The sequence below is a fragment of the uncultured Slackia sp. genome (assembly GCF_934630525.1).
Classification (GTDB): Bacteria; Actinomycetota; Coriobacteriia; order Coriobacteriales; family Eggerthellaceae; genus Slackia.
Genome location: NZ_CAKTVX010000010.1, coordinates 48,521 through 75,097, shown reverse-complemented (window position 1 = coordinate 75,097; position 26,577 = coordinate 48,521). Strand labels below are relative to the sequence as shown.

Here is a 26,577-nt window from a genome sequence, read left to right as displayed (position 1 = left end):
CGTGATTTATTTAGATAACGCGGCCACGACGATGATGAAGCCCGAATGCGTGGTGCGTGCCGTGGCTGATGCCATGACGTCGTTCGGAGGCGTGGGCCGCGGCGTGCATCCGGCGTCGATCGCGGCGGGCATGGCGGTGTATCGCGCCCGTGCGGCGGTGGCGAATTTGCTTGGTGCGCCGGGTGCTTCGAGCGTGGCGTTCACGAACAATGCCACCATGGCGCTCAATATCGCCATCGATGGCTTGCTCGCTCCGGGCCAGCGGGCGCTCACCACGGCGGCGTCGCACAATTCGGTGCTGCGCCCGTTGTTCCGCCTGCGCGATATGGCTGGCTGCGCGGTTGACATTGCGCCTATCGCCGCCGATGGCTCGCTTGATTTCGAGGCGTATGCCGAGTTGCTCAAGCATAAGCCTGCGCTGGTCGCAGTTACGCATGCGTCGAACCTTACGGGCGATGTGTACGATGTGGCGCGCATGTGCGCCATGGCCCATGAAGCGGGCGCGAAGTTCGTGCTCGATGCCGCGCAGACAGCTGGATCATATCCGCTGAACATGGCTGAAATCGGTGCCGACGTGGTGTGCTTTACGGGCCATAAAAGCCTGCTGGGCCCGCAGGGGACCGGTGGTTTGTGCGTGGCCTGCGGCATCGAAATCGCCCCGCTTCTTGAGGGCGGCTCGGGCACGCACAGCTATGACGAGCGCCATCCGCTGTTCATGCCTGAACGCCTCGAGGCGGGCACACTGAACGCGCATGGCGTAGCGGGCTTGGCCGCGGGCATTGGCTACATCGAAGGAACGCTCGGCGGGCCCTCCGGCGTGCATGAGCATGCGGGCGCGCTTGCGCAGCGTTTCGCCGACGCGGTGTCGGGCATTCCCGGCGTGAAAGTGTATGGCCGAAGCGACGCATGCGATTGCGGTTCCATCGTGGCATTGAATATCGCCGATGTCGATTCTGCCGAAGTGGCCGACCGGTTGGCGAGTGGTTACGACATCTGCGTGCGTGCGGGCGCTCATTGCGCCCCGCTTATGCATAAGGCACTTGGGACTCAGAGCCAAGGCGCGGTTCGTTTCAGCTTCGCGGCGGCGAATACCGCAGCCGACGCCGATGTGGCAGCCGAGGCCGTGCGCGAAATCGCCCACGCCGTTGGCCAGGGGTGTTAGCGGTGCTTCAGGCGAAAGATGCATGCTACGTGCTTGTTCGTACGAGCACGGAAGGCTTCGATTTGTATCAGCGCCTCGTCGATGCTGGCGTTCCGGCGCGCGTGGCGCCCGCTCCGCACGGCATGCAGGCGTGCTGCGGCACTTCGGTGCTTCTCGACCCCGAAGTGGTCGATGCGGCGCGGCCGGTCATCGAGGCTGCGCCGTATCCCATTGAGCGCATTGTGCGTGTCGCGGGCGCTATCAACCCCGCGCGCGACACGTATTGCTAGCGTTTGGCGGCCTTGCGACCTGCGACAATGGGCGCAAAGCCGCCCATTGCGCGCGAGCGCGGGCTTGCGCATTCCAAATTCGCGCGAATGTGCAAGCCCGAACTCGCGAATAGAAGATTGAGGTATATGCTGGCATAAGCCAGAACAACGAAGGAGGCATTCCATGGAAACTGTCAATGCATTCGGTCTTGCGTGCCCTAAGCCGCTCATGATGGCGAAGGCGAAGATCGACGAAGGCGCGCGCGAGCTTTCCGTGCACGTTGACAACGAAATCGCAGTGAAGAACGTTTCGCGCTTGGCTGAAAAATACGGCCTCAACGTCGCTGTCGAGACCATTGAAGGCGGCTGGAGCGTGAACTTCTCGGAAGGCGAGGGAAGCGTTGCGGTCGCAGTCGCCCCTGCTTCTGCCGCTGCGCCTGTCTGCACGCCTACAGGCTGCGGATATGCCGTGTTCATCGGCAAAGACCACGTGGGCGAAGGCGACCCCCAGCTCGGCTATAACCTCATGAAAATGGCTATTTACACGCTTTCGGAAAGCGAAGACGTGCCGGCGAGCGTGCTGTTCATGAACAGCGGCGTGAAGCTCGTGGCCGGCGATGAGCAGCAAATCATCGATTCGGTGAACAAGCTTATCGAGAAGGGCACCGAAGTGCTCGTATGCGGTACGTGTCTCGACTTCTATGGCCTGAAGGAGCAGCTTAAGGTTGGCGAGGTGTCGAATATGTACGACATCCTGGGCCGTATGCAAGAAGCCACGAAGACCATTACGCTGTAAGGGCGCGCTGTGTCACATACCTACGTTATGGCGTTCGAGTCGACGCACGCGGCCATGGCATCGGAGGCCGCTCTTGAAGTCGCGCATGCGCACGCGGCCATGATTCCAACCCCGCGCGCGATATCGGCGGGTTGCGGCATGTCGATGCGTTTCGATGCGGAAAACGACGCCGCGGCGGGTGCGCTCGCGCGGGTTTGCGTCGATGCCCGGGGCCTCTCGGCGCTGTATCGCGAGATATCGAAAACGGAATTCGAGCTTCTCGAGAAGCTGTAAAGCCTGCAAAGCAAAACGAGGAAGGGGCATGCCCTTCCTCGTGTTTTGTATATGGCGGAGATGCGTGTGAATCGAACACACCCGAGACGTTCTGCGCGCCCCGCAACGGCTTTGAAGGCCGCGAGGTCCACCAGGAACCTATTCATCTCCCTATGTTGTTTGTCTCAACAGTCAAACCAAGCAAACATTTTACGCAATTTTCGCGGGAGGCCGACGAGAAAAGTTATGTGGTCGCGAAAATCACGTAAGAGGGGGGTCAAGAATCGATGCCGTTAAAGCGTTCTCAGGTCGCCATCGCGCTTCGTGATGCCCTTGTCGTCGAGCGCTTCGAGCACGGGAATAGCGTACTTGCGCGAAACGCCCATGGCGTCTTTCAGGTCGGCGGCAAGCGAGGGGCCCTTCGATTCGATATGGGCCCGTACGGCTTCGACGAGCTTGTCGAATACGGCAGCGTCGTAGTAGAGATCGCGGTCGATTTTCACGGCGCGCCCCTGCTCTTCGAGGTCGCCGAGCGCGGCATAGGCTTCGCTCTTCGTGCAGTTGAGCGCCGAAATCACGCCATCGGCGAAGGGGGGCGTAAGCGAGCCTTCGAGAAGCGCGAATGCGGCATTGGCTCGTTCTTGAGCGCGCGCATGCGCGGCGGCTCCCGCAGTGGCATGGCTCAAAACGCCATCCATGGACACGACGTCGCCTTTTTCCAGGGCGACGGCAAGAGCGGCATCGAAGCGGGTGCCGTTGAGCGAAGGCAGCGCCGCGTGGTTGAGCGCGGCCTTCGGCATGCCCAGCTCATTGGGCGATGTTGCGTGGAATTTCAGCAGCGTGCTCGCGATTTTCGAGGCGGCGCGCTGCAGGGTCTGTTTTGTGGCGAACAGGGGGTCGGCGTCGCTTCCCGTGGCGACGATATTTTTGCCGACAATGGTTTTCGCGATGCGGGCGGCATCGGCCTCGCTCACGTCGAGAGCGCCTGCGATGTCGGCCACGGTGCGAATGGCGTTGGGTTCTTCGATATATGCTTGGGCGGCGGCGGCCACATCGTCGGAAGCGAGGGTGGAAAGCACCGCCTTGTCGCTTTCGGAAAGAATGGAGCGTCTGCGCGGATGGCCGGCGAGCACGCGTCCGCCGCCGATGACGCGAACGGGCGTCGCGGCGCGAATGACGAATCGGTCGCCGCGGAGCACGCACAAAGGTTCATCGAGGCGTATTTGCGCTGTGGCCTGCTCGTTTTGCTTGAGTTTGGCGTGGCCGTCCATGAATAGAACGCGCCCGAACACTTCCTTCGTGCCATGGGCGACGCGCACTGTGGCACCCGATTCGAGCGCGCTGCTTGCGTTCTCGCAGTCGAAATAGGTGAGCTCGCAATCGAAACGGTCACTGGCGTCGGGGGCGTCGAGCGCCGTGATGAAATCGCCGGGGCGCACATCGTCGCGGCTCACATCGGCGAGATTCATGGCCACGCGATGGCCCGAAAACGCGGCATCGACGCTTTCGCCATGAATTTGCACCGAGCGCACGCGCGTTTTTTTGCCGCTTGGCAGTACGCGCACGGTGTCTCCGGGTGCGACGGTGCCGCTCCACAGGCTGCCCGTAACAACGGTGCCCGCGCCCTTCACGGTAAACGAGCGGTCGATGGGCATGCGCAAAAAGCCCTCGTGATGGGCGTGCTGCTGTTTCGATACGATATTCGCGAGCGCGGCTTTCAGCTCGTCGAGGCCGCGGCCTTCGCGGGCGGCGACGGGAATGATTTCCGCTTCGGCATAGGGGCCGCAAGCGAGCGCCGCGCGAATTTCCCCGCTCATGAACTTGATCCATTCTTCGTCGACCATGTCGCATTTGGTGAGCGCGACGACGATTTGCGGCACCGAGAGCAGGCGCAGCACGGCAAGGTGCTCGCGTGTTTGAGGCATGATGCCGTCGTCGGCCGCTACGACCAAAATGGCGGCATCGATGCCTGTGGCTCCGGCGATCATTTGGCGCACGAACTTCTCGTGGCCGGGCACGTCGACGATGCCGACGGATGCGCCGCCTGGCAAGTCGAGTCGAGCAAAGCCCAGCTCAATGGTGATACCGCGGCGCTTTTCCTCGACCAGGCGGTCGGGGTCGGTGCCAGTGAGCGCCTGCACGAGCGTCGATTTGCCGTGGTCGATGTGGCCCGCGGTGCCAATGACGATAGAGGGTTCGTTGTATTCGTGAGTAGACATGGCTACCTTCTTTCAACCATGAAGGGCTTGGCGTCGGTGGTGGGAAGGGGCGCCCGTGCTCAAACAGTCCTGAGCTCGCACGAACGCCCCACTGGGGCGTTCGGCTCGTGCGGAACTGCGCCGGGACCCCTTCCCATCACCGACGCTTGGGCCGCAACGCCCCTCGCTCGCCTCGGCGAGGAGCGTTGGAAGAATGGCCTAATCCAGCGTTTTGAAATATTCCGCAAGTGCGTCGGCGATGATTCGTTCGTCGCCGGGCATCAGGCATCGCACGTCGAACAGGGTGCCTTCGTGTTTGGTGCGCGCAAGCACCGGTGCGCCCGTGCGATTGCCCATGGCGCGTTCGCAGTCGTTCGCGTTGCCGCGCAGGTAATCGATGCGCACGGCGGCGCCGGGAATATCGAGGGTGGGAAGCGACCCGCCGCCAGCCTTCTCGAATTCCTCCACGATCGAGATGCGCGCGCAGCCGCTCGGAAGGTGCTCTTCGATAACGGCGGCTAGTGCGTCGGCGGCTTCGCGCATTTCTCCCAGGGTGGCATTGAGCATGCGCAGCGTGGGAATGCGCTCGTAGGCGGTGCCGTCGAGATAGAGGCGCAGCGTGGCCTCGAGCGCAGCGAGCGTCATCTTGTCCAGGCGCATGGCGCGTGCGAGCGGGTTTTTCTTCAGGCGGTCGATATAGGCTTTCTTGCCTACGATGATGCCCGCCTGCGGGCCGCCGAGCAGTTTATCGCCCGAGAACGACACCAAATCGCAGCCGCCCGAAAGCGACTGGCCCACGGTGGGTTCGGCGTCGGGCACGTTCAAGATGGGCGGCAAAAGGGATCCAGAGCCCAAATCTTCATACACCATCACGCGGTCGCTCACATCGGCAGCGGCGCGGCGCGCGTTCTCGGCGCGGGCGACGCCCACCAGATCGCGCGCGGTCACGCTTTCCGAAAAGCCCACGATGCGGTAGTTCGAGGTGTGCACCTTTAAGAGCATCGCCGTGTCGCTTGTAATCGCGCGCTCGTAGTCGAATACGTGGGTCTTGTTGGTGGCACCGACCTCGACCATCTTGGCGCCCGAGGTTGCCATGATTTCGGGAATGCGGAATGATCCGCCGATTTCCACGAGCTCGCCGCGCGAAACCACCGCCTCGTGATCTTTCGCGAATTCGGAAAGCACCATAAGGGTTGCGGCGGCGTTGTTGTTGACGGCCATGGCTGCCTCGGCGCCGGTGAGCGCGCATACGAGCGACTCGATGTGGGCGTGGCGGCTACCGCGCGCCATGTTCTCAACACTGTATTCGAGCGTGGAGTAGCCGCGCGACACGTCAACCACGGCGTCGAGGGCCTCTTGTGCCAAGGGGCTGCGGCCGATGTTGGTGTGCAGGATAACGCCCGTGGCGTTTACCACGGCGCGAAGTGAGGGGCGGGCGAGTGCGCGCACGCGGCATTCGGCTTCGCGCGCGGCGGCGTGCGCGGCGATGTCAACGTCTTCGCCTCGCAGCAGGCGTTCGCGCATGGCTTGAATGCTCGCGCGCACCGCATCGGTTATGGCGGTTTCGGGAATGCATGCGCGAATGGCGTCGCTCAATTCGACGAGCCCTACGACCTCGTCGACTTTGGGAAGCGCGCGCATGCGCTCATTGAGGCTCTTTTCGGTTGCCATAATTCTCCTTCGAGGCACATATGACAAAGTTCTTATAGGCGAACATTATTCCACTACGTGAATGTGGCCCGATTCGCCTTCTATCACGCGGCCAATTTTTGCGGGCGTGCGGCCGCAGCGTGCCGCGAATTCCTCTTCGAAAGTTGCGGCTGCTTCGGGCGGTATGGCGCAGAGCATGCCGCCCGACGTTTGCGGGTCGCACAACACGGCGGTGGCGTCTTCGCCCATTTGATTGTCGGGCACGTGCAAAAACGGCTGAGCGAAGTCTTCCACGGAAAACGAACGCGCAGGGCGGCACCATTGGCGCGCAAGATCGACGGTTTCCGCAAACGTGGGCACGCCGCTCCAGGCGATGCTCGCGGCGCACGTGCTCGCAGAGAGCATCTCGTGCAGGTGGCCCGCGAGGCCGAAACCAGTTACGTCGGTCGCGGCATGCGCGCCGGCGGCGACCATCGCCTCGCCCGCAGCGCGGTTGAGCTCGGCCATCGATTCGACGACCGGCGAGAATGCGACGTCGTCCAGAATGCCGACCTTGCGCCCTGCGCTCGCGATGCCCGTGCCGAGCGGCTTGGTGAGGTACAGGACATCGCCCGGCTTCGCGCCTTCATTTCGCACGAGCGCATCGGGGGCGACGGTGCCGAAAACGCACAGGCCGTATTTCGGCTCCTCGTCATCGATGGAATGGCCGCCCATGATAACGGCGCCCGCCTCGATGACCTTTTCGAGGCCCCCGCGCAGCATATCGCGCGGCACGTATTCAGGCAGGGTCGAATCCATGGCGACTACGTTGAGCGCCACATTGGGCACGCCGCCCATGGCGAAAACGTCGGAGAGCGCGTTAGCGGCGGCGATTCGTCCGAAGTCGTAGGGCTCATCGACGATGGGCGTAAGGAAGTCGATTGTCAAAATGCCCGCGATATTCGGCGCGATTCGCCATACGGCAGCGTCGTCGGCCGTGTCGAACCCGAGCATGGCCTCGGGCGGCATCGTCTGCGCAATGGAGATGTCTTTCAAAATGCGTTCGAGGTCTCCCGGACCCCATTTTGCCGCTCAACCGCCACGCGAGGTGAGCTCGGTCAAACGAATGCGTTCTTTATCGTTCACGATGCCTCCCATCGCATGGTTCCAATGGCTCCATCATAGCGCACTCGCGTGTAAGCGGAGCCGTCCGAGCATGGCCGAAACCGCTTGGCTGGCGTTTTGGAGGAGGGGTTTAATAGCGGAATCAACCTATAAGTGAGGTGGGGTATGTATAGGGAATGGGCGGTGGTAAAAACCGAATCCATAAATGGGAGTGAATAATTGCCATACTCAAACGCGCCAAAACGTGCCCGCCCATAGAACAGCAATTTGACCAGTAAATCTACCGTTCGCCGTCGGTGAACGGTAGACCTACTATAAAGCACAGTTTAAAACACTAGTCAACTTCGGAAAAATGACCGTAAATTGCTTTATTCGAAAAGAGCGTGCCTGGTGTTTGCGGGTTTTTGCGATTCGATTTATTTCGATCGCCTTAATGGTAGTGAATAAATAGTGAATTGCGTGTCATTCGCCCGTGATTTTTCGGCCGCTCGTGCGAAATGAGTGCCCCCTTTTCGCATATATGTGCGAAATTTGACCACATTGGTAGCAATTCGGCGGCGGGAATGGGTGTCTCGCTGTTGGGATGCTTGCCGAAAAGCGGGGCGCAACCGAAGTGCGTCCCATGTTTGGCGCGCATCGCCTGTGTTCGGCGATATGCGTGTGCGAGAAAGGAAGAACCCAATGGAGATGACGCGAAGGGGGTTTTTGAAGGCCAGCGGCGGCGCGCTTGCGACTGCCATGGCATTCGAGCTCACCTCCAAATCTCAGGCGTTCGCCCTTGAAAGCGATCAGAACTTCAAGCTTGATCGCACCGATGAGTACACCAACATTTGCTGCTACTGCGCTGGTGGTTGCGGCAGCCTGTGCTCGGTGCGCGATGGCGAACTGGTCAATCTCGAAGGCGACCCCGACCATCCTATCAACAAGGGCGGCCTGTGCCCGAAGGGCGCGACGATGGCGCAGCTGCGCAATATCGTTGACCCCGAAACCCGCGAAGTGGTGAAAAATCCCAAGCGCTCGACCAAGCCTTTGGTCCGTCGCCCTGGTGCCACCGATTGGGAGGCCATCAGCTGGGACGATGCCATTAAGGAAATCGCCCGCAAGGTGAAAGATACCCGCGACGCCAATTTCGAAGAGAAAGACGCCGACGGGCTTACCGTGAACCGCACCACCGCGATTGCATCGCTCGGCGGTTCGCAGCAGAACTCCGAGGAAGAGTATCTCATCTTGAAGATGATGCGCTCTCTCGGCGTTATTGCCATCGACAACCAGGCGCGTGTTTGACACGGCCCCACGGTTGCCGGTCTGGCAGCATCATTTGGTCGTGGCTCCATGACGAGCCACTGGTGTGACTTCCAAAACACCGATGTTATTTTGAATTGCGGCTCGAACTCCGTCGAGAACCACCCCGTGAGCGCGCTGTGGCTTGAAAAGGCCCACGAGCAGGGCGCCAAGTGGATCGTCGTCGACCCGCGCTACACTCGCACTGCCGAGCAGGCGGACATTTATTGCCCCATTCGCTCCGGCACGGACATCGCCTTCTACGGCGGCATGTACAACTACATCATTGAGCATCTCATCGAGCCCAACCTGGCGAAGTACCAGGAAACGGGCAACATGGACGAGTACAACTTCGAGTACCTGCTCAACTACACCAATGCAAGCTATCTGCTCGACCCCGAGTATGAATTCGACCCCGCGACGGGCCTGTTCAGCGGCTGGGATCAGAAGACGCAGACGTATTCCGCCCATAGCTGGCATTATCAGACCGAATCTGAAGAGGAATGGGACACCACTCCTACGGGCAACTATGCCTGGGTTTCCGGCGAAGGCGTGCCTGAATTCACCACGCCCACGCTGCAGCATCCCAAGCGCGACATGACCCTGCAGGATCCGATGTGCGTGTACCAGCAGTTCAAGAAGCACTACTCTCGCTACGATTTCGACACCGTATGCAGCGTGTGCGGCATGGACAAAGAGACCCTCGAGCTGGTCTATTCCACCTATACCTCCACCGCTAAGCCCGGCAAGGCCGGCACGGTGCTGTACGCCTTGGGCCAGACGCAGCACACCTATGGCGCGCAGAACACGCGCGCAATGTGCGTGATGCAGCTTCTGCTTGGCAACATCGGCATCCCCGGCGGCGGCGTGAACGCGCTGCGCGGCGAGCCCAACGTTCAGGGCGCAACCGACATGGGCATGATGGTCAACGAGCATCCCGCGTATCTGAAGTGGGCAAACACCACCGACCGCGCGAGCTTGCGCAAGTGGCTCGAGTCTCAGACCTATTCTGACGGCTACTACACCAACAAGCCGAAGTTCATCGTGTCTTCACTGAAGGAATGGTTCGGCGACGCCGCGACCGTGGACAACGACTACGGTTACGACTGGTGGCCGAAGGTTCCCTCGAAGACGGGCGACGTCGACTACACGCATATTTCCACGTTCGAGCTCATGCAGCAGGGCGTCATCAAGGGCTACTTCAACTGGGGCATGAACCCGTGCCACAGCGCCCCGAACGCCGGCAACGTGCGCCGTTCCATGGCGAACCTCGACTGGCTCGTGGTTGCCGACCAGGTCATCACCGAATCGGCGAGCTTCTGGAAGGCCCCCGACATGAACGCCGAGGAAATCGACACCACGGTGTACTACCTGCCGTGCGCGTTGATCTACGAGAAGCCGGGCATCATTTTGAACTCCGGTCGTTGGATTCAGTATCGCCAGCAGGCCGTTGAGCCGTGGGACGAGGCCAAGCCCGACTACGAGATGTGCGACCTTCTGTGGAACGAAATCTGCAACCTGTATAAGGAAGAGGGCGGCGCGAACCCCGATCCTATTCTGAATACGAAGTGGGACTACTACGTCGACGGCAAGATCGACCCGCGCCCCGTGGCGTGGGCCTTGAACGGCTATCGCGTGGCTGGCACCGAGTGCAACACGACGTCCGACAGCCCGAAGACCGACCTGATCAAGGGCTATGCGGAACTCGGCGCCGATGGCTCCACCGCGTGCGCGATGTGGATCTACTCCGGCATGTGGAACAACAACGACGCTCCGCTCGATGCCGCCGAGCAGCCGCTGTGCCGCCGCGACACCAACGACGCGTCGGGCATCGGCTTGAACTCCAACTGGGCGTTCAGCTGGCCCTCCAACCGCCGCATTCTGTACAACCGCAACAGCTGCGACATGCAGGGCAAGCCGTGGAATCCCGAGAAGAAGCTCATGGAGTGGACGGGCGAGAAGTGGGAGCTGGTTGACCAGGCCGACTTCGTCGCTGCGAAAAACGGCGTGCCTGTTCCGCCGAACAACAAGACGTTCTTCATGCTGTGGGAGCAGAACGCCCGCCTGGAGAGCTACGGCATGGTCGATGGCCCTCTGCCCGAGCATTACGAGCCGTTCGAGTCGCCGACCGACAGCAACCCGTTCAATGGCGCGTTCCAGAACCCCTGCGCGTTCGGCGTGAACTACGAGTCGACCAAGCAGGGCACCGTTGCCGATTACCCGGTCATCGCGACCACGTACTCGGTGACCGAGCATTGGCAGACCGGCGGCCAGACGCGTCTGTGCCCGGCCCTCGTCGAGTCCATGCCTTCGCAGTTCGTCGAGATGAGCGAAGAGTTTGCCGAGGAAAAAGGCATCAAGAACGGCGACGAGGTGCGCGTGTTCAACAACCGTGGTTCCGTTGTGGTTCCCGCTGTTGTCACGAAGCGCTTCCGTCCGATGACCATCAACGGCGAGCTCAAGCATCAGGTTGGCCTGACGCACCACTTCGGTTGGGCCGATCTGTTCGGCACGGGCGACGTTGTGAACGACCTCACGCCGAACGTCGGCGACCCGAACTCGTTCACGCCTGAATACAAAGCGTTCCTCGTGAACATCGAGAAGGCATAGGGAGGAAGCCATGGCAGAAAAAGCAATCCTGTTCGATTCCTCCAAATGCACTGCGTGCAAGGGATGCCAGGTCGCCTGCAAATGCTGGAATGACCTGCCCTCGCCCGCGGCCGGGGAAGCGAAATGGTCGGGCACGCACCAAAACCCGATCGACATCAACGGCGACACTCGTTTGATCATCACGTTCAACGAGACCGAGGCTCCGGCGGCCTATTCCACCAAGCCCATTGGCTGGGCGTTTGGCCGCCGCAGCTGCCAGCACTGCGATGACGCTCCGTGTGCCACGGTGTGCCCTGGCGGCGCGATTACGAAGGACGAAGAGACGGGCATGGTTACCGTCGACGACTCCAAGTGCATCGGTTGCCAGTATTGCAAGAGCGCATGCCCGTTCGACGTGCCGCGCTACTACAACGACGGCACGTTCGGCAAGAGCATCATCAACAAGTGCACCGGCTGCGTCGACCGCATTGGCGCGGGCATGGAGCCTGCGTGCGTCGCTACGTGCCAGCCCGACGCCTTGAAGTTCGGCGATCGCGACGAAATGCTGAAGATCGCCAACGAGAAGGTCGAATGGCTGTACGAGCATGGGTATCCCGACGCATGCGTCGCCGGCAACGACGAGAACTACAAGACGCATGTGCTGCACGTGCTGAAGTATGGCTACGAGGCTCACGGTCAGCTCGAGAACCCGACCATTCCCGCGACGGTCGCCATGACGCAGGTCATGAAGCCCGTTACCGGCGCGATCAGCGGCCTTACCGTGGTCGGTCTGGGCGCCATGTTCGCGCTTGCCGCCGGCTACGATCGCCGTCGTCTCGCCTACAACCCCGAGACGCAGGACACTCTCGATTACGATACTGGCGAAGTTGTCCAGCATGGCGACCCGCAAGACTCCAAGTCGGTTGTGGAGCACATCACCGAGAACCTGCCGTTTGGGAAGGGAGGCAAGAACCATGAGTAGCGAAACCATCGTCGTGTCCGCTGAAGAGGCGGCCAAAAACGAGGAATTCCTCAAGCAGCGTAAGGCCTCCGGCAAGGAAAAGCGCATCGTGCGCCACTCCTTGCAGGCGCGCATCACCCACGGCGTGACCATCGTGTGCTGCATTTTGCTGTGCATTTCCGGCCTGTTCGTGTTCGTGCCCGCGCTGGCTCAGGCGGCTGGCGCTCAGACCGTGTTCGCGATTCGCATGTCGCATCGCGTTTTGGGCCTGATTTTCGTTGGCGTGCCTCTTATTTCGGCCATTTTGGCTCCGAAGGGCGTGGCCCACATCTTCAAGAACCTGTTCCATTCGTGGGATAGCGACGACAAGAAGTGGATGCTGCTGTTCTTCCCCTACCTGTTCATGGCAAAGTGGATTCACATGCCTGACCAGGGCGAAGTGAAGTCTGGCCAGCGTTTCGCCGACGGCATGCTGTGGCTGTTCGGCGCCGAGATGGGCATCACGGGCGTGCTGCTCCTGCTCGGTTCCACCGTGCTCGACTTCGGCACGGGGTACGGCATCATTCTGTGGCTGCACGACTTCGGCTTTTTGATGATCGCCGTGTTCGGCATGGCGCACATCTTCCTGGGCGGCGGCATCTTCCAGCCCTACCGCGGCACTTATCGCCTCATGTTCGGCGATGGCACCGTGAGCGAGGCAGACGCGCTGTATCACTGGGGTCACTGGGCTCGTGAGGAAATGACCTCGGGCGAGCACGTGATCGAGCGCGGCGCTCCCAAGCAGAAATAGGGCGCGGCCCATGGATGTCAAACGTATCCACGCCGCGGCGGCAGCATATGCGCGCCGCGGCGATAGGGCCCTTGCCGAACGCTTGGGCTTCTTCGGTGCCCTGTGGGGAGTGCAGGAGTGCATCGAGCGCGAGGTGTCGACCTCGCATCCGTATGCGTGCCCGAGCTCGGCGGAGGTCGCTGCGTGGGCGGCGGCCGGCACGCCGGTGCTTTCGCAGGCTCCGGCCTATATCACGGTCGAGCTGCTTTCGAATGCCGCGTCGCTCGTGGCGGCGCGTTTCGTCGAAAAGGGCGGCTTTTCCGATGACGATCAAGAAGCGCTGAAGAGCGCCGATTGGGCGCGCATCGTGGCGTTGGCTCCCGTTGAGGTTGCTGGCGCCAACCCCGAGGCGTACCTCGATGCCGTGATGAATGCTTTGGCGAATGCCGAGGCTTCGGCGTGCGATGGCGCCCTGCTCGAGCCGAGGCTTGCGGGCTTCGTGCTTTCCGCGGCCATTAAGCCGCTTATTTCGTCGGCCGCGACTTCCGTGTGCGGGCTCGCTCGCGCGGGCCTCGTGCAGCTTCACGCTCCCGAGGGCGGAAAGCCCATGGCGTGTCCGGTGTGCGGTGGCGAAGCGACCATGGCGTATGTGGGTCCGAATCCGTTTTCGAGCGGCAACGGACGCATGCTGTGGTGTGGCCAGTGCGGTGCCGAATGGGAGTTCGAGCGTGTGCGCTGCGCGCGCTGCGGCACCCAGAATCCGGCGCATCTGCACTACGTGTCGGTCGAGGGCGACGAGTCGCATCGCCTGCATGTGTGCGACGAATGCGGCGGCCACATTCGCACCCGTTTCGTGGAGGCCGGCGATTTGACGCCGTTTTCCTACGAGGTGGAAGACGTGGTAACCGCGAATTTGGAACTTGTCGCGCAGCAGCTCAAGCAAGACAACGGCTAAGCTCAGCGCGGCGATCGCTCTTTAGCATTGACGGTTCTGTTTAAGGCCCCCTTCATTGAAGGGGGCCTTTTGCATAGACTCATGCGGATGTCGTTTGCATATTCGTCCGTAAAGCGTCTTCCGTCATCCTTTTGCTATGCTGTGGCCATGATTACTTCTCTGAAACACACCTGCGCCGGCATGGCGCGACCTATGGAGCTGCTGGCGCCTGCAGGCGGCATGGAGCAGCTGGAATGCGCTGTCCATTTCGGCGCCGACGCCGTATATTTGGCGGGCAAGCGCTTTGGCATGCGCCGTCGCGCTTCGAACTTCGATGATGCGGGCATCGCCTCCGCCGTGAAATTCGCCCATGAGCATGGGGTGAAGGTTTTCGTGACGGCGAACACGCTCATGAAAGACGGCGATGTGGCGGCTCTGCCAGACTTCTTCGCCATGCTGCAAGATGCAGGCGTGGATGCGGCCATCGTGAGCGACATGGGCGCGCTTTCCGTATGCAAGCGCACAGCGCCAAAGCTCGAGCTGCATCTTTCCACGCAGGCGTCGTGCATGAATGCCGAAGCTGCGAAGGCGTATTACGATTTGGGCGTGAGCCGCGTTGTCGTGGCGCGCGAAATGAGCCTTTCCGATATCGCCCGCATGCGCGAAAACATTCCCGACGATTTGGAAATCGAAGCGTTCGTGCATGGCGCCATGTGTATGGCCTATTCAGGTCGATGCCTTATGAGCGACTACATGGTGAGCCCCTCGCGCGGCGCGAACAATGGGCATTGCGCGCAGCCGTGCCGCTGGAAGTACACGGTCGTGGAAGAAACGCGCCCGGGCGAGCCTTTCTCGGTCATTGAGGAAGACGGCGGCAGCTTCATCATGAGCTCCACCGATATGAACATGCTCTCCCATGTGCGCGAGCTTTCCGAGGCGGGCGTCGACAGCATCAAAATCGAGGGTCGCGCGAAGGGCGCCTACTATGTGGCTTCGGCCGTGAACGCGTATCGCCATGTGCTCGACGGCGAGCCTGCCGATGCGTGGCAAGCCGAGCTCGAAACAACGAGCCACCGCCCGTATTCGACGGGCTTTTACTTCGGCACGCCTGGCCAGAACCAGGGCGTGAAGGAATACGCGCGCGATTATCAAATGGTCGCTCGCGTAGTTTCGTGCGGAACGGCCGCGCCTTCGCCGGCGGCGGGTGAGGGTGTGGGCGGCGCCTCGCTTTCTTTTTCGCCGTCCGTTGCTGCTCGTTGTGCAGTCGCAGCCAACGAGCCCGTTGCTGCTGACCAGGCGGTCGCAACGGACCGGGCGGTTGCTACCGCGATCGTTGCGAGCGATCGACCCAGCGCTGCCAGCCGAGCCGAAGCTTCCGGTCGCCGCGCTGCCGAGGTTCAGCCGTGGCCCGAGGCCGGAATTGCCGCGCGCCGCCAGGCAATCGCGTCGGACCCCTATGCGGAAAAGAAGGGCTGCGTGAGCCTTTCGTTTATCGACGGGTTGGCCGCATCGCCTGCGCAGACGCATCGGGCGGTCGTGATGTGTCGTAATCGTTTCTTCGAAGGCGAAACCCTTGAAGTGCTCTCGCCTGGACGCGGCGTGTTCACGATTAAGCCCACGCGTTTGGTTTGGCACGCCGCCGACGACGCGAGCCCCGACGATGTGGAGCGCCGTCGCGAGGGCGTTCTTGCCGGCGCCGATCCGCACGTTGTAGGCGGCACGCTGTGCGCCGTCAATGTGGCGAATCGCACGATGGAGACGTACTCGTTCGATTGCGCGGAAGAGCTGCGCGCGGGCGATATCCTTCGCGTGTTGCGAACCGACCAGTGCGAAGGCCGAACCATCGAATAGCATACGAAAAAGAAAGCGAACCCGGCATGGAGACAGTCCCTGCCGGGTTCGCTGTATTTTGGGCGCAAAGCCAATGCTCGATTTCTCATGCATTTCTTGCCGCCGCAAATCGCTCTACTGCGATAAAGCGCTATTATCCATATCGCTTAAGTTGGTAGTTTTTGCATCGACCCCTCGATTTTGCTCGATTTCGAAAGCTGACGGCGCGTCTCGCCTGCGTGGATTTTGCATCAAGCGCTCAATCGGCGGCGCTTTCGCTTGAGGCCGAATCCACAAGGCGATTCGCGGTAAACCATAAAGGGCGAATCGCTGTGCGGCACGGCGGAAGCGGTGGGTCGAAGCAAAAACGATGGACTGTTTTGCGCAAAGGAGTTCGCATGCACATCATCGATGTTTTTGGCAGCGAAAAGCTGCCTGTTTCGTTTGAGATCTTCCCTCCGAAGGGCGACCTTCCTGTGGAGGAAGCCCGCGAGGTTATCGGGGGTTTGGCGCCGCTTTCGCCGTCGTTTGTTTCCGTCACGTATTCAGCGGGCGGATCGGGCAATTCCTCGCGCACGATCGATGTGGCGAAAATGGCGCAAGACGAATACGATTTGAACATGATGGCCCATCTTACGTGCATGAACGCCGATCGTGCGGGCATCGATTCCGTGCTTGCGTCCATGAAGGCGGCCGGCATTGAGAACGTGCTTGCCCTGCGCGGCGACGCGGTGCCGGGTGCGGCTCCGAAAGATTTCAAGTTCGCCAAAGACCTGATTCCCGTTGCGCGCGAGGCTGGTTTTTGCGTTGGCGCTGCGGCGTATCCGGAAGGCCACATCGATTGCCTCGATTTCGACGAGAGCATTCGCCATTTGAAGGAAAAGCAGGACGCGGGCGCGCAATTCTTCGTCACGCAGCTCTTCTTCGATAACGAACTTGCGCTGCGATTCCTCGATGCCGCGCGCAAGGCGGGCATTACTGTGCCTATCACGTTTGGCATCATGCCGTTTCTTTCGAAGGCGCAAATCCAGCGCATGGTATTCATGTGCGGCGCGAGCTTGCCGTCGCCCATCATCAAACTGCTCGCGCACTACGAAGACGACCCGAAGGCGCTGCGCCAGGCGGGTATCGATTACGCGTGCCAGCAGTTCGTGGGCCTTTCGAAAGAAGGCGTCGACGGCTTGCATGTCTACACCATGAATCGTCCCGATATCGCGCAAGCTGCCGTTCAGGCGCTGCGTGATGCGGGCGCGATTGCGTAACGCCTGGCTGCAAAATGCCTGATTACAAGGTTAATAAGTCAGAGGCGCTGCGCTATTTGGGTTACGCGGGGCAGGCACTCGATGCTGAGATGGAAGCGCGCATCGATAAAAACATCGCGGCGTGCGAGCGCGAGGCTCGGCCGGGGTTCGTGTTTCGCTCGTTTCCCATCGAGGCGTGCGAGCGGGGCGTGCGGCTTGTGGGCAGCTCGCTCGTGCTCGAGGGCGCCGATATCGCGCGCCATTTGAAAGGTGCTGCGGAATGCGCTGTTCTGGCTTGCACGCTTGGCGTGGCGAACGAAGCGGCCATGGCGCGGCGGAAAGCGCAGAGCGCACTCGACGCGGCCATTTACGGTGCGGCGGGAAGTTCGCTCGTGGAAAGCGTGGCCGATGCGTGCGAGGCGGCCGTGGTTGCCGATGCCGCGAAGCGAGGCATGCGCACGAACTGGCGCTATAGCCCCGGCTACGGCGATTTGCCGCTCGCGCTTCAGCCGGAAATCGTGCGCGTGCTCGCAGCTGACAAGTGCTTTGGCATGGTGGCGACGGAATCGAATTTGCTCATTCCCGCAAAGAGCGTCACGGCGTTCGTGGGCCTGTTCGACGCCGACGCGAACCTCGATGAAATATCGGGCGTGAAGGCAAGCTGCGATGGTTGCGCCTGTAGGCAGAACTGCACGCTGCGCGCCGCCGGCACGCCTTGCTGGAAGCGGTAGCGTACAGGCCCGGCGTTCTTCTCCCAAGAGGGAACATATACTTCGATGTGCCCATTCCTCCGCCATGTTAATGGTGGGGGAATTCTTTTATTTCCTTCTTGCGATTGTGGGTGTTTTGGGGCCATATTGTACGCCCTGCCTATTCTTCCGACGGAAACCCCTTCGATTCTTGCTCGAGCTTTCTTTTATCGCCGTCTACCTTGCGACGTAACTTCTTGACGTCCTCTTCCGCGGAAAGGTCTTCCGGTTTAATGCCTCGTTTCCCGAGCAAGTCGCGAACACCTTCGTTATTTTGAACATGTTCAACGGTAATGGATTTTTCACCATAGAGGTCGCGTTCTTCGATGTTGTGGTTGGTGAGCTCTGTCGCAAGCTGCTTTGCGGCGATTGTTACTGCTGGTAGGCGGTCGGCGAGGGGAGCGCTGTCTCTGATACCAATCCGCTTCTTCATGGATGCTGTCGAATGCCCGCCGAAAAGGGCACGGTCGCCCTTCGAACGAACGCGTCCGATGCCTGCACTGTCGACACCGCGTTCGTACACGTTAGCCGAGAACACCCTTTCGGCTTCGATGAGCCCGTCTCGTGCTGCTATTCTGGAAATCGCAAGCATGCGCTCTTCGATGAGCTCTTGCTTGCGGGTCTTCAATGCGAAATAGCTCTGCGCGAACGCAATTTCTTCTTTACGTGGATCGCCGTTCATCGCGATGAGATAGCACGCGTACCGAGTGAGCTTGTAGTCTCTTATTTTTCGTTTGCTTCCGCTACCGAGTTCGACCATTTTGCCGACCTCGGCAAAATGGTGTTCACCTGGTCTTTTTGAGGTTTTCTCGGAAATCATTGCTCTCTTGATGGCATCCTCGAAGCGCCGCCATTGCTCATAGCCAAAGAGCTCCATGATTTCTCGCGCGTACCAGAATTCAACTTCGGCGGTTTTGTCGTAGTGCGCTAAATCATCAAGCGTAAGCCTGCGATTTTCAATCTCCTTGCTGTCCATATGTGCCCCTTGCTCCTGCTTTTCCCGTTACTGCGCAGCATAGCAAACAAATGTTCTAAATAATAGCGAACAAACGGTAACGGTTCGTGACTCTCGCGTCTCTGCGCCTTTTCCGTTCTTTGTCATACGACAATCGAGTGTGATTCGGTGTATGATTTCCCAAAGGCGGTTTGGCAATGGGGGCATTCGGTGCTGAGCGACTTGGTCGTGGCATATTTGTTTTTGGGCGGCGCGGGTGCGGGCGCGTGCTTTGTCGCGTCGGTTTTGGCGCTGCGTTCGCCTCGCGGTGTCGTGGCGAACGCCGAATTCGCCCCGTATTACGGCCGATTCTACGTCGCGGCCTATTCGTGCGCGGCGGCGTGCCTCCTTGTGGGTGCGGCGTGCTTGTCGTTTGACCTGGGACGTTTCGATGCGTTGGTCGCGCTGCTCTTCTCTCCAAGAGTCAGCTATATTGCCGTTGGCTCGTTTGCCGTTCTTGCGTGCTTTGTGCTTTCGCTCGCGCTTGCGCTCGCGTGGCTGCGCATCGGCTGGCGAGGTTCAAGCGGCCGACGCTTGCGCGTGGTTTTCGCGACGCAGGCCGTCGCGCTGCTCGTTTCTTTCTGCGTCATGGCCTACACGGGGCTTTTGCTGCAGAGCATTGGCTCGGTACCGCTGTGGAATTCCCCGTTCGTGCCGGTACTGTTCGTGGCGTCGTCGGCGTCGTGCGGCTGCGCACTCGCGGTGCTTTCGGCTCATGCCGCCAATATGGCGAAAGCCTTCGACAGGGCGCTTTCGGTCATTGCAAAATGCGACGCGGCCCTTATTGCGGTAGAGGTCGCTTGTCTTGTGGCGCTCACGGTTTCGGCGTTGCATGTTGACGCTGCAAGCCAGACCCAGGCGACGCTTCTCACGTCTGCTGAGAACCTCGTGCTCGGCGATTTCGCGCCCGCGTTTTGGCTCGGTCTTATTGCGGTAGGCCTTGCGGCTCCATTGCTGTTCGACAGCCTTTGGGTGAAATCGGGCCATTCCTCGCGATTTGCGCTCGCGGCATGCGCGTGCGTACTTGTCGGCGGCATTGTCTTGCGAGTGTGCCTGGTGGGTGCGGGTGCGCATCCGGAAATATCGACCCTTTAGGCGGAAGGAACCCCATGCTTTCGTTTCAAATAGACCAAATGAGCGACGTGCCCGTGTGGGCTCAACTTTCGCGCCGCATCGCGCACCTTATCGAGACGGGCGAGCTTGCCCCGGGTGACCAGCTGCCAACGGTGCGTGGCTTGGCGTCTGAAATCTCAGTGAACTACAACACGGTGAACAAGGCGTATTTGAGCCTTGCATCCGATGGATACATCGAGTCGGTGCGTGGGCGCGGCGCGTTCGTGCGCAACATCGAAGACGAGGTGTGGTCGGAACATGCCAGCGAGGTCGATGGTGTGATTGACGATTGTATCCAGGCGTGTTTGGACATGGGACTTTCACCCGATGACGTGGTGGCCCTTGTGTCACGCAAAGTGAGCAAGCTGAAGCGAGCGGGCGCCACGGCTTCTGTCGATAAAGCGGCGAGCAGGGTGATCAAGCTCGACATGGGCGCGGGCGACGTGCCTTCGGCTAAAACGGGAGCGTGATACGCGTGGCGTTCGGAAAGAAGAGCAAGCAGCAAACCAATTTTTCGGGCGCGGTGCCCGCGACGACAGCGCCGGCGGGCCCGGCCGCGTCGGCCAAGGGCGTGGTGCCCGCGCCGCATACTGAAATGGTGGGCGAGCGTGCGAACAATGCGGGCGTGTGGTTGTTCTCGGCAACGGTGTTCGTAATTGCGTTCGCGCTGGTCGCAGGGATATGGTACGCGGTTGCGGGCCGCATTGGCGCCATTGGTATCGTGGCGGCGGCGGTTGTGGCGCTTTTGGCAATTATGGGTATTCACATTGCGCAGCAGTGGGAAAAGGTGGTCGTGCTGCGGCTGGGCAAATTCAATCGCGTCAGCGGTCCCGGCCTGTTCTGGACGTTCCCCATCATCGAGCAGAATGTGATGCGCGTCGACGGGCGCATGCGCGTGACTACATTCGGCGCCGAGGAAACGCTGACAAGCGACTTGGTGCCGCTTAATGTGAACGCCGTGCTGTTCTGGATGGTGTGGGATGCGAAGGCGGCATGCACCGAGGTGAGCGATTTCACGCGCGCGGTGGAGCTTGCCGCCCAAACGGCGCTGCGCGATGCGATTGGCCGTGCGAATGTGGCCGAGGTCGCCATTCGCCGCCAACAGCTCGACCGCGAGCTGAAAAAGGCGCTCGAAGAAAAGTGCGCCGACTGGGGCATCACGGTATTGTCGGTCGAGGTGCGTGACATTCTGCTGCCGCGCGAGTTGCACGATGCCATGTCGCTTGAGGCTCAGGCCGAGCAGCGCCGCAAGGCCCGCATCATCCTCATGGAAGGCGAGCAAGACGTGGCCGATATGCTCGACGGCATTGGGCGCGTGTACGAAAACAACGATGAAGCCCTGCGTCTGCGTGCGATGCATCTGCTGTATGAAAGCGTGCGCGAGACGGGCGGTACGGTGGTTATGCCGAGCAGCTTCAGCGAAGGATTCGGCGATGTGCTCGGCGACTCGATGAAGGATGCGCTGAAGAAGAACGCGGGCGCGTAGTCCGCTTGGGTGCTCGGGCGTCCTTCCCATGCTTCGGTTACCCCTCCCGCGTTGAATTATCCTCAAAATAGAATTGTCCTATGACAAATTGTCTTATGATAATTATTGATTGTCATAAGACAATTTCGTATATTGGTGGCATGGAATTTGGCCAATTTCAGCGAAGAAGTATTGGGGAATGCTGAGCGAATTGGTCCTGGGGGCGGCCGACGGGCCGTAAGGGGGCATTTGCGGAAAGGCATTCCGATGTTTCGAAGGGGGAGAGATGTCGGAATCGACGACGCCGCGCGCCATGATGACGCGCAGGAACTTTCTCAAAACAACCGCCGCGGTTGGCGCGGTCGGTCTCGCTGGCGCTGGCGGTATGGCGACAACGAACGGCTGGTTCGCGCCCGCCGAGGCGCATGCCGATGGCGGTGAACGGGTTGCTCATCTTTGCCATCAGTTCCATTGCTTGACTGGCTGCAATCTTAAATGCACTATTCGCGATGAACGCGTGAGCCTCATCGAGCCGAGCGACTTGGCCGAGGAAAGCCACCGCACAATCTGCCTGCGTGGCATTAATGAGGTCGCCCATATTTATTCCGAGGATCGCCTGCAGACTCCTATGAAGCGCGTGGGCGAGCGCGGCGAAGGTAAGTTCGTCCAAATAAGTTGGGATGAAGCAATCGATACCATCTATCAGGAGCTTAAGAAATCCCAGGAAACATACGGCGAGAATTCGGTATTCGTGCGCAAATCGACCGAGGCTGGTATCGGTTTTGAATGGATTACTTCGCTGATTCATGCGGAGACGGGTGGCAATTGGGGCCTCGACCGTGGCCAGGCGAATGGCACCACGCCGGCATTCGGAGCGTTCACTTTCCTTCCTGCGCGTTCTATCAAGGAATTCTCTGACGCGTCAACTATCATCCAGCTTGGCCATAATCCTCTCGAAAGCGCCATTGTGTGGTCGCGTTCGCTTATGGATGCCAAAGAGGCTGGCGTGTATATCGTGACGGTCGATCCCCGTTTCAGCGGAACGGCGTCAAAATCTGACGAATGGCTGCCGATTCTGCCGGGTTCTGATGCGGCGCTTATCCAGGGCATGATTAACTCAATCATTGAGAACAAATGGTACGATGAAAAATTCATGAAAGCGAATACTTCGGTATGCTTCTTGGTGAATCGCGAAACAGGCAAGAACTATCGCAGCGCGGACGAAATGTGTCCTAATCCGACGGTCGTCGATAAGGAAGAAGTTGGAAAGCCGTATGTATGGGATACGCTAACCGATTCCCCGAAGCTCTACGATGATCCGTCTGCGGTTCCCGCGCTTGAAGGCGAATGGGTAGTTGCCGGCGAGAAATACGTTACCGAGTTCTCCCTGATCAAAGAGTGGATTGCCAATTGCACTACCGCTTGGGCTTCTAGCGTGTCGGGTATTGACGAAGATACTATTGTCGCGCTTGCCGACCGCTATGCAAATAACGGCCCGGCGATTATCGATTTCGGCCTTGGCGGTCCCGATAAATACACTAATGCCGACGTTTTGGGCCATTCCGTATCAATCCTGACGGCTCTTACGGGTAATTTTGGAAAGAAAGGCGCGGGTTCGGGCCACTATGGGGCGGGCGGAACGAACGACCCCTCGCCGACATTCAATGCGTGGGAGCTTCCCAAAGAGTATGTGCCCTCGGAATCGCAAATCGCGCTCTACGATATGCCTTACAAAAAGAATAATGTGCATGCTGCGCTCACGTTTGGCGACGTGTTTACGCTTGAGGCGGGTAGCGCAAATGACATGCTCGAATGGGTTAAAACGCTCGACTTCTTTGCGATTTGCGATATCTATCACTCGTCTGCGGTCGATTACGCCGACATCGTGCTTCCCGCGTGCACGAAGTTCGAATGCGAGGAAAACGTCAAACAATTGCGCGCTAGCTATGGCCATGTGATGCTTGCGAATGGCATGATTGACCCGCTGTTTGAGTCGAAGAGCGATCTTCAAATTGAGCGCTTGCTGGCAGCGAAGTGGGGTCTAGAGGACCTTCTGCCGAAATCGTATGAGGAGTTGGCGCGTTTCTCGCTCGAGGGCGCTAAAGAACTCGATCCGGCGATGGAGGGCATTACCTATGATGCTTTGCTGAAGCAAGGCGGCTGCATCGCCATGCCCGAAACGGGGCCGGATTATCGTCCCGATGGATTTGCCGACCAGGTGTATCTAACGCCGTCGACGAAGATAGAGTGTTATTTCGAGACGCTTTTGGATCAAGGGCATCAGCTTCCGGTGTATGAGACGCCCGACGAGGCCTACGAAGAGAACCCTCTTAAAGAGAAATATCCGCTGTACTTTATGCAGGGTAAGAGCCGCTATCGTATCCATGCGTATTACAGCGCGTCTCCGTGGTTCCAGGAAGACTTTGGGCCGTGTGTGAATATGTGTCCGAGCGATGCCGAGGTGCGTGGCCTGAAGACCGGAGACGACGTGCGCGTGTTCAACGAACGCGGCGAATTTGTTGCAACGGTGCTCGTGAACCAGAGCCTGCGCCCGGGTGTGCTCTTTATGGCCGAAACCACGTATACGAAATACTACAAGCAGGGCTTTTTGCAGAATGTGACAAATTCGGCGCGCAACGAGCGTTGCTATGTGATGATGCATGGCCCCCAGATTCCGTATAACGACACGTTGGTCCAGGTCGAGAAAGCGTAGGTGACAAACGATGACGAAATTGGCTATAGCAATCAATCAAACGCGCTGCATCGGGTGTCAGACATGCGCGTTCGCCTGCAAAATGCAGAACGGCGTGCCCGACGGCATGCGTTGGAATCGCGTGCTCACCGAGGGCTGCGATGTGGAAGACGGTGCTTTGGGGACGTACCCCAATCTTGAGCGTGTGTATACGCCGCTTGCGTGCCAGCATTGCGAGAACCCGGCGTGTTTGCGCGTGTGCCCGACGGGTGCTACCTACAAAGACGATAAGGGCCGCGTGGAAATCGACTACGACAAGTGCATCGGCTGCCGTATGTGCATGGCCGCCTGCCCGTACAACGCTCGTGTGTTCAACTGGAGCGAACCGAAGCGTACGCCCGATTTTGTATACGGAGACGCGTCTGTTCCAACAAGACAGAAGGGCGTAATGGAGAAGTGCACGCTGTGCAAAGAGCGCACCGACCGCGGCGAAGAACCTATGTGCGTGGCATGTTGCCCCGCAAAGGCTCGAATCTATGGTGATCTTGACGATCCGGCTAGCGAAATCTCGCAGGTTATCGCGAAGCGCCATGCCTATGTGCTGCTCGAAGAGCAGGGTACGCGTCCGCAAGTCCACTACTTCAATTAGGAGGTGCGCAATGTCTAGCAAATTGAAGATGACGTACGGCATCCTGGGCGCCTTCGTGGTGGCGGGCGGTGCCGCGTGGATCTACCAGCTTATCAACGGCCTCGGCGTGACCGGTATGAACAACGGCGTGTCGTGGGGCCTGTATATTACCTGCTTCATGTTCTTCGTGGGCCTGTCGGCGGGTGGTCTTATTGTGGCCAGCTCGGCGAGCGTGTTCCATATCGCCGAGTATAAAAAAGTGGCGCTGCCTGCGGTTATCTGTTCTACCGTGTGCATTTGCCTCGCCGGCATGTTCGTGCTTATCGATCTGGGCGGCATTCAACGTGTGTGGCGCATTATTACCGGGCCCAACCCCGCGTCGGTCCTGCTGTGGGATATGGTCGTCATCACGTGCTATCTCATCATCAACATCGTGTACTTGGTGTTTATGTGCTCGAAGAAGCCTGGCGCCGAGCATAAGGTGTCTATCGTGTCGCGCTTCGCGCTGCCCATCGCCATTCTGGTGCACAGCGTGACTGCGTGGATCTTCGGCCTGCAGCTCGCCAAGGAATGGTATTCAGCCATCATGGCGCCGATTTTCGTGGCGTCCGCCATGGATTCGGGCCTGGCGCTTTTGCTGCTGTCGCTCATGGGACTGAACAAATCGGGCCTGTTCAAGGTCGAGAAAAAGCTCATTTCCAGCCTGGCCGGCCTGCTTGCCACCTGCATCGCCATCGACGCGTTCTTCATCGGCTGCGAATGCCTCACCATGGCATACCCCGGTGCGAAGGGTGCCGAGGCGCTGGGCATCATGGCCATGGGCATTACCGCGCCGTTTTTCTGGATCGAGATTATCGGTGGCCTAGTGATTCCGTTCTGCCTGATGGTTTTTGAGAAAAACCGCGCAAACATGAAGCTCGTCGGCGTGTCGTGCGTGCTGGTTATCGTGGGTGTGTTCTGTAAACGCGTGTGGTTGCTGTTCACCTCGTTCTTTACGTTCAACATCTCGGGCGCGCCCGGCGTGATTTCCGGCTCGACGGCCGCGCGCGGTGCCTCGGGCATGGATGTGTGGGCGACGCTTGGCACCTACAGCCCCACCTGGGTCGAAATTGTGGTGGTGCTCGGCGTGGTGGCCCTGGGCGTGCTCGCGTTCATCACGCTGTCGCGCAAGCTGCTGGCAGGCCGCCAGCAGGCGTAAGTATTGTGTAGGGGCGCGGCTGCGCGCTGCGCCCCAAGGTTCGAGAAAGGGTTTGTCATGAGCTACGAACAGCTTGCCGAGGCGTTTGCGTTTTGCGGGAACTCGCTGCTTGCGCCCATGACGCAAACGTCGAGCATCGGGCTCGACCCATCGTTTTGGAGGAATTTCCCCGCCTTCGACGACGGGCGGGTTGCGGCGGCGACGGAAGGCCTTGCACAATGGGCCGAAGGGTTTGCCAAGAGCGCCGAGCGCAATGGGGTCGACCCGGCTTTAATATGCGCCGTCGAATACACGCAGCTGTTCGTGGGGCCGCCCTCGCCGGCGGCGGCGCCGTGGGAAACCATGCATCGCGCGCACGGCCAGGCCGCACAAGAAGTGACCGTCGGTTTTGGCGAGCCCACCTTCGAAATGCGTGGCCTGTTGCGCGAGCTCGGCCTTGAGCTGAACAACGAGAATCGCCAGTACGAAGACCATATGGGCATCGAGCTTTTATATCTTTCGGAACTGTGCCACAGGCGCGCAGCTGGCGGCGAATGCGACGGCGAGCCTTGGAGCGACGAGCGCATTGTGGAGTTCGTCCACGACCATCCTCTCGCGTGGATTGACGCTTTCGCATCGAAGGTGCGTGAGGCCGCGCCGGATGGGTATTTCGAACGCCTGCTTGCGCTAGCCAGGGCTCTGCTCGAAGCGGTTCCTTCTGAAAGTGCTTCCCGTCTATAACAA

At 59.9% G+C, this 26,577-nt stretch carries 22 protein-coding genes and 1 tRNA gene; 18 read left to right on the top strand and 5 right to left on the bottom strand.

From position 1 onward, the window contains the following. Nucleotide 1 precedes the first annotated feature (1 nt). From Q0D41_RS08440 to Q0D41_RS08425, 4 genes are all read left to right on the top strand, one after another. Entirely contained in the window at nucleotides 2-1,162 is a 1,161-nt protein-coding gene (locus Q0D41_RS08440; protein ID WP_294377854.1) for an aminotransferase class V-fold PLP-dependent enzyme, read from the top strand. A 29-nt stretch (nucleotides 1,163-1,191) separates the two neighbouring features. Further along, nucleotides 1,192-1,431, top strand: coding sequence for a DUF3343 domain-containing protein (locus Q0D41_RS08435; RefSeq protein WP_294377850.1), 240 nt, complete (start codon nucleotides 1,192-1,194; stop codon nucleotides 1,429-1,431). 163 nt (nucleotides 1,432-1,594) lie between these two features. Beyond that, a complete protein-coding gene (yedF, locus tag Q0D41_RS08430; protein WP_294377848.1) occupies nucleotides 1,595-2,206 on the top strand; it encodes a sulfurtransferase-like selenium metabolism protein YedF in 612 nt (203 codons plus the stop codon). A gap of 9 nt (nucleotides 2,207-2,215) precedes the next feature. Beyond that, nucleotides 2,216-2,479: a DUF3343 domain-containing protein gene (locus Q0D41_RS08425; protein WP_294377846.1), complete on the top strand. Its 264-nt coding sequence runs from the start codon at nucleotides 2,216-2,218 to the stop codon at nucleotides 2,477-2,479. Between the two features lie 52 nt (nucleotides 2,480-2,531). Here the strand turns inward: Q0D41_RS08425 and Q0D41_RS08420 are convergent. The 4 genes from Q0D41_RS08420 to selD form a co-directional block, all read right to left on the bottom strand. Further along, nucleotides 2,532-2,629: transfer RNA gene (locus Q0D41_RS08420), tRNA-Sec, on the bottom strand. A gap of 122 nt (nucleotides 2,630-2,751) precedes the next feature. After that, entirely contained in the window at nucleotides 2,752-4,677 is a 1,926-nt protein-coding gene (gene selB, locus Q0D41_RS08415) for a selenocysteine-specific translation elongation factor (protein WP_294377844.1), read from the bottom strand. A 198-nt stretch (nucleotides 4,678-4,875) separates the two neighbouring features. Further along, entirely contained in the window at nucleotides 4,876-6,327 is a 1,452-nt protein-coding gene (selA, locus tag Q0D41_RS08410) for an L-seryl-tRNA(Sec) selenium transferase (protein WP_294377841.1), read from the bottom strand. 45 nt (nucleotides 6,328-6,372) lie between these two features. After that, complete coding sequence (gene selD / locus Q0D41_RS08405; protein ID WP_294377838.1) at nucleotides 6,373-7,431, bottom strand: selenide, water dikinase SelD; 1,059 nt, start codon at nucleotides 7,429-7,431, stop codon at nucleotides 6,373-6,375. 660 nt (nucleotides 7,432-8,091) lie between these two features. On the opposite strand from selD, the gene Q0D41_RS08395 reads away from it, so the two are divergent. From Q0D41_RS08395 to Q0D41_RS08365, 7 genes are all read left to right on the top strand, one after another. Continuing rightward, the gene (locus Q0D41_RS08395; protein WP_367113832.1) at nucleotides 8,092-11,301 is read left to right on the top strand and encodes a molybdopterin-dependent oxidoreductase; all 3,210 of its coding nucleotides are present in this window, start codon (nucleotides 8,092-8,094) and stop codon (nucleotides 11,299-11,301) included. A gap of 10 nt (nucleotides 11,302-11,311) precedes the next feature. After that, nucleotides 11,312-12,262: a 4Fe-4S dicluster domain-containing protein gene (locus tag Q0D41_RS08390; protein WP_294377829.1), complete on the top strand. Its 951-nt coding sequence runs from the start codon at nucleotides 11,312-11,314 to the stop codon at nucleotides 12,260-12,262. Beyond that, a complete protein-coding gene (locus tag Q0D41_RS08385) occupies nucleotides 12,255-13,031 on the top strand; it encodes a cytochrome b/b6 domain-containing protein (protein WP_294377826.1) in 777 nt (258 codons plus the stop codon). The genes Q0D41_RS08390 and Q0D41_RS08385 overlap by 8 nt, the downstream gene beginning before the upstream one ends. A 10-nt stretch (nucleotides 13,032-13,041) precedes the next feature. Continuing rightward, complete coding sequence (locus Q0D41_RS08380; protein ID WP_294377823.1) at nucleotides 13,042-13,965, top strand: formate dehydrogenase accessory protein FdhE; 924 nt, start codon at nucleotides 13,042-13,044, stop codon at nucleotides 13,963-13,965. A 147-nt stretch (nucleotides 13,966-14,112) separates the two neighbouring features. Then, complete coding sequence (locus tag Q0D41_RS08375) at nucleotides 14,113-15,795, top strand: U32 family peptidase (RefSeq protein WP_294377818.1); 1,683 nt, start codon at nucleotides 14,113-14,115, stop codon at nucleotides 15,793-15,795. Between the two features lie 377 nt (nucleotides 15,796-16,172). Continuing rightward, a complete protein-coding gene (locus Q0D41_RS08370; RefSeq protein WP_294377817.1) occupies nucleotides 16,173-17,036 on the top strand; it encodes a methylenetetrahydrofolate reductase in 864 nt (287 codons plus the stop codon). A 14-nt stretch (nucleotides 17,037-17,050) separates the two neighbouring features. After that, nucleotides 17,051-17,746, top strand: a complete 696-nt coding sequence (locus Q0D41_RS08365; protein WP_294377815.1) for a vitamin B12 dependent methionine synthase — start codon at nucleotides 17,051-17,053, stop codon at nucleotides 17,744-17,746. Between the two features lie 139 nt (nucleotides 17,747-17,885). Here the strand turns inward: Q0D41_RS08365 and dinD are convergent, their stop codons facing one another. Then, the gene (gene dinD, locus Q0D41_RS08360; RefSeq protein WP_294377813.1) at nucleotides 17,886-18,740 is read right to left on the bottom strand and encodes a DNA damage-inducible protein D; all 855 of its coding nucleotides are present in this window, start codon (nucleotides 18,738-18,740) and stop codon (nucleotides 17,886-17,888) included. Between the two features lie 189 nt (nucleotides 18,741-18,929). Between dinD and nrfD (Q0D41_RS08355) the strand changes: the two genes are divergently transcribed. The 7 genes from nrfD (Q0D41_RS08355) (at nucleotide 18,930) to Q0D41_RS08325 (ending at nucleotide 26,574) form a co-directional block, all read left to right on the top strand. Next, nucleotides 18,930-19,853, top strand: coding sequence for an NrfD/PsrC family molybdoenzyme membrane anchor subunit (gene nrfD / locus Q0D41_RS08355; RefSeq protein ID WP_294377811.1), 924 nt, complete (start codon nucleotides 18,930-18,932; stop codon nucleotides 19,851-19,853). Nucleotides 19,854-19,867: 14 nt separating this feature from the next. Beyond that, on the top strand, nucleotides 19,868-20,341 hold the full coding sequence (locus tag Q0D41_RS08350) for a GntR family transcriptional regulator (protein ID WP_294377807.1): 474 nt from the start codon (nucleotides 19,868-19,870) through the stop codon (nucleotides 20,339-20,341). Between the two features lie 53 nt (nucleotides 20,342-20,394). Then, on the top strand, nucleotides 20,395-21,357 hold the full coding sequence (locus Q0D41_RS08345; protein WP_294377887.1) for a slipin family protein: 963 nt from the start codon (nucleotides 20,395-20,397) through the stop codon (nucleotides 21,355-21,357). Nucleotides 21,358-21,622: 265 nt separating this feature from the next. Further along, the gene (locus Q0D41_RS08340; protein ID WP_294377804.1) at nucleotides 21,623-24,049 is read left to right on the top strand and encodes a molybdopterin-dependent oxidoreductase; all 2,427 of its coding nucleotides are present in this window, start codon (nucleotides 21,623-21,625) and stop codon (nucleotides 24,047-24,049) included. Nucleotides 24,050-24,059: 10 nt separating this feature from the next. Beyond that, nucleotides 24,060-24,677: a 4Fe-4S dicluster domain-containing protein gene (locus Q0D41_RS08335; RefSeq protein WP_294377802.1), complete on the top strand. Its 618-nt coding sequence runs from the start codon at nucleotides 24,060-24,062 to the stop codon at nucleotides 24,675-24,677. Nucleotides 24,678-24,687: 10 nt separating this feature from the next. Further along, the gene (nrfD, locus tag Q0D41_RS08330; RefSeq protein WP_294377799.1) at nucleotides 24,688-25,854 is read left to right on the top strand and encodes an NrfD/PsrC family molybdoenzyme membrane anchor subunit; all 1,167 of its coding nucleotides are present in this window, start codon (nucleotides 24,688-24,690) and stop codon (nucleotides 25,852-25,854) included. 57 nt (nucleotides 25,855-25,911) lie between these two features. Beyond that, complete coding sequence (locus tag Q0D41_RS08325) at nucleotides 25,912-26,574, top strand: molecular chaperone (protein WP_294377796.1); 663 nt, start codon at nucleotides 25,912-25,914, stop codon at nucleotides 26,572-26,574. Nucleotides 26,575-26,577 lie beyond the last annotated feature (3 nt).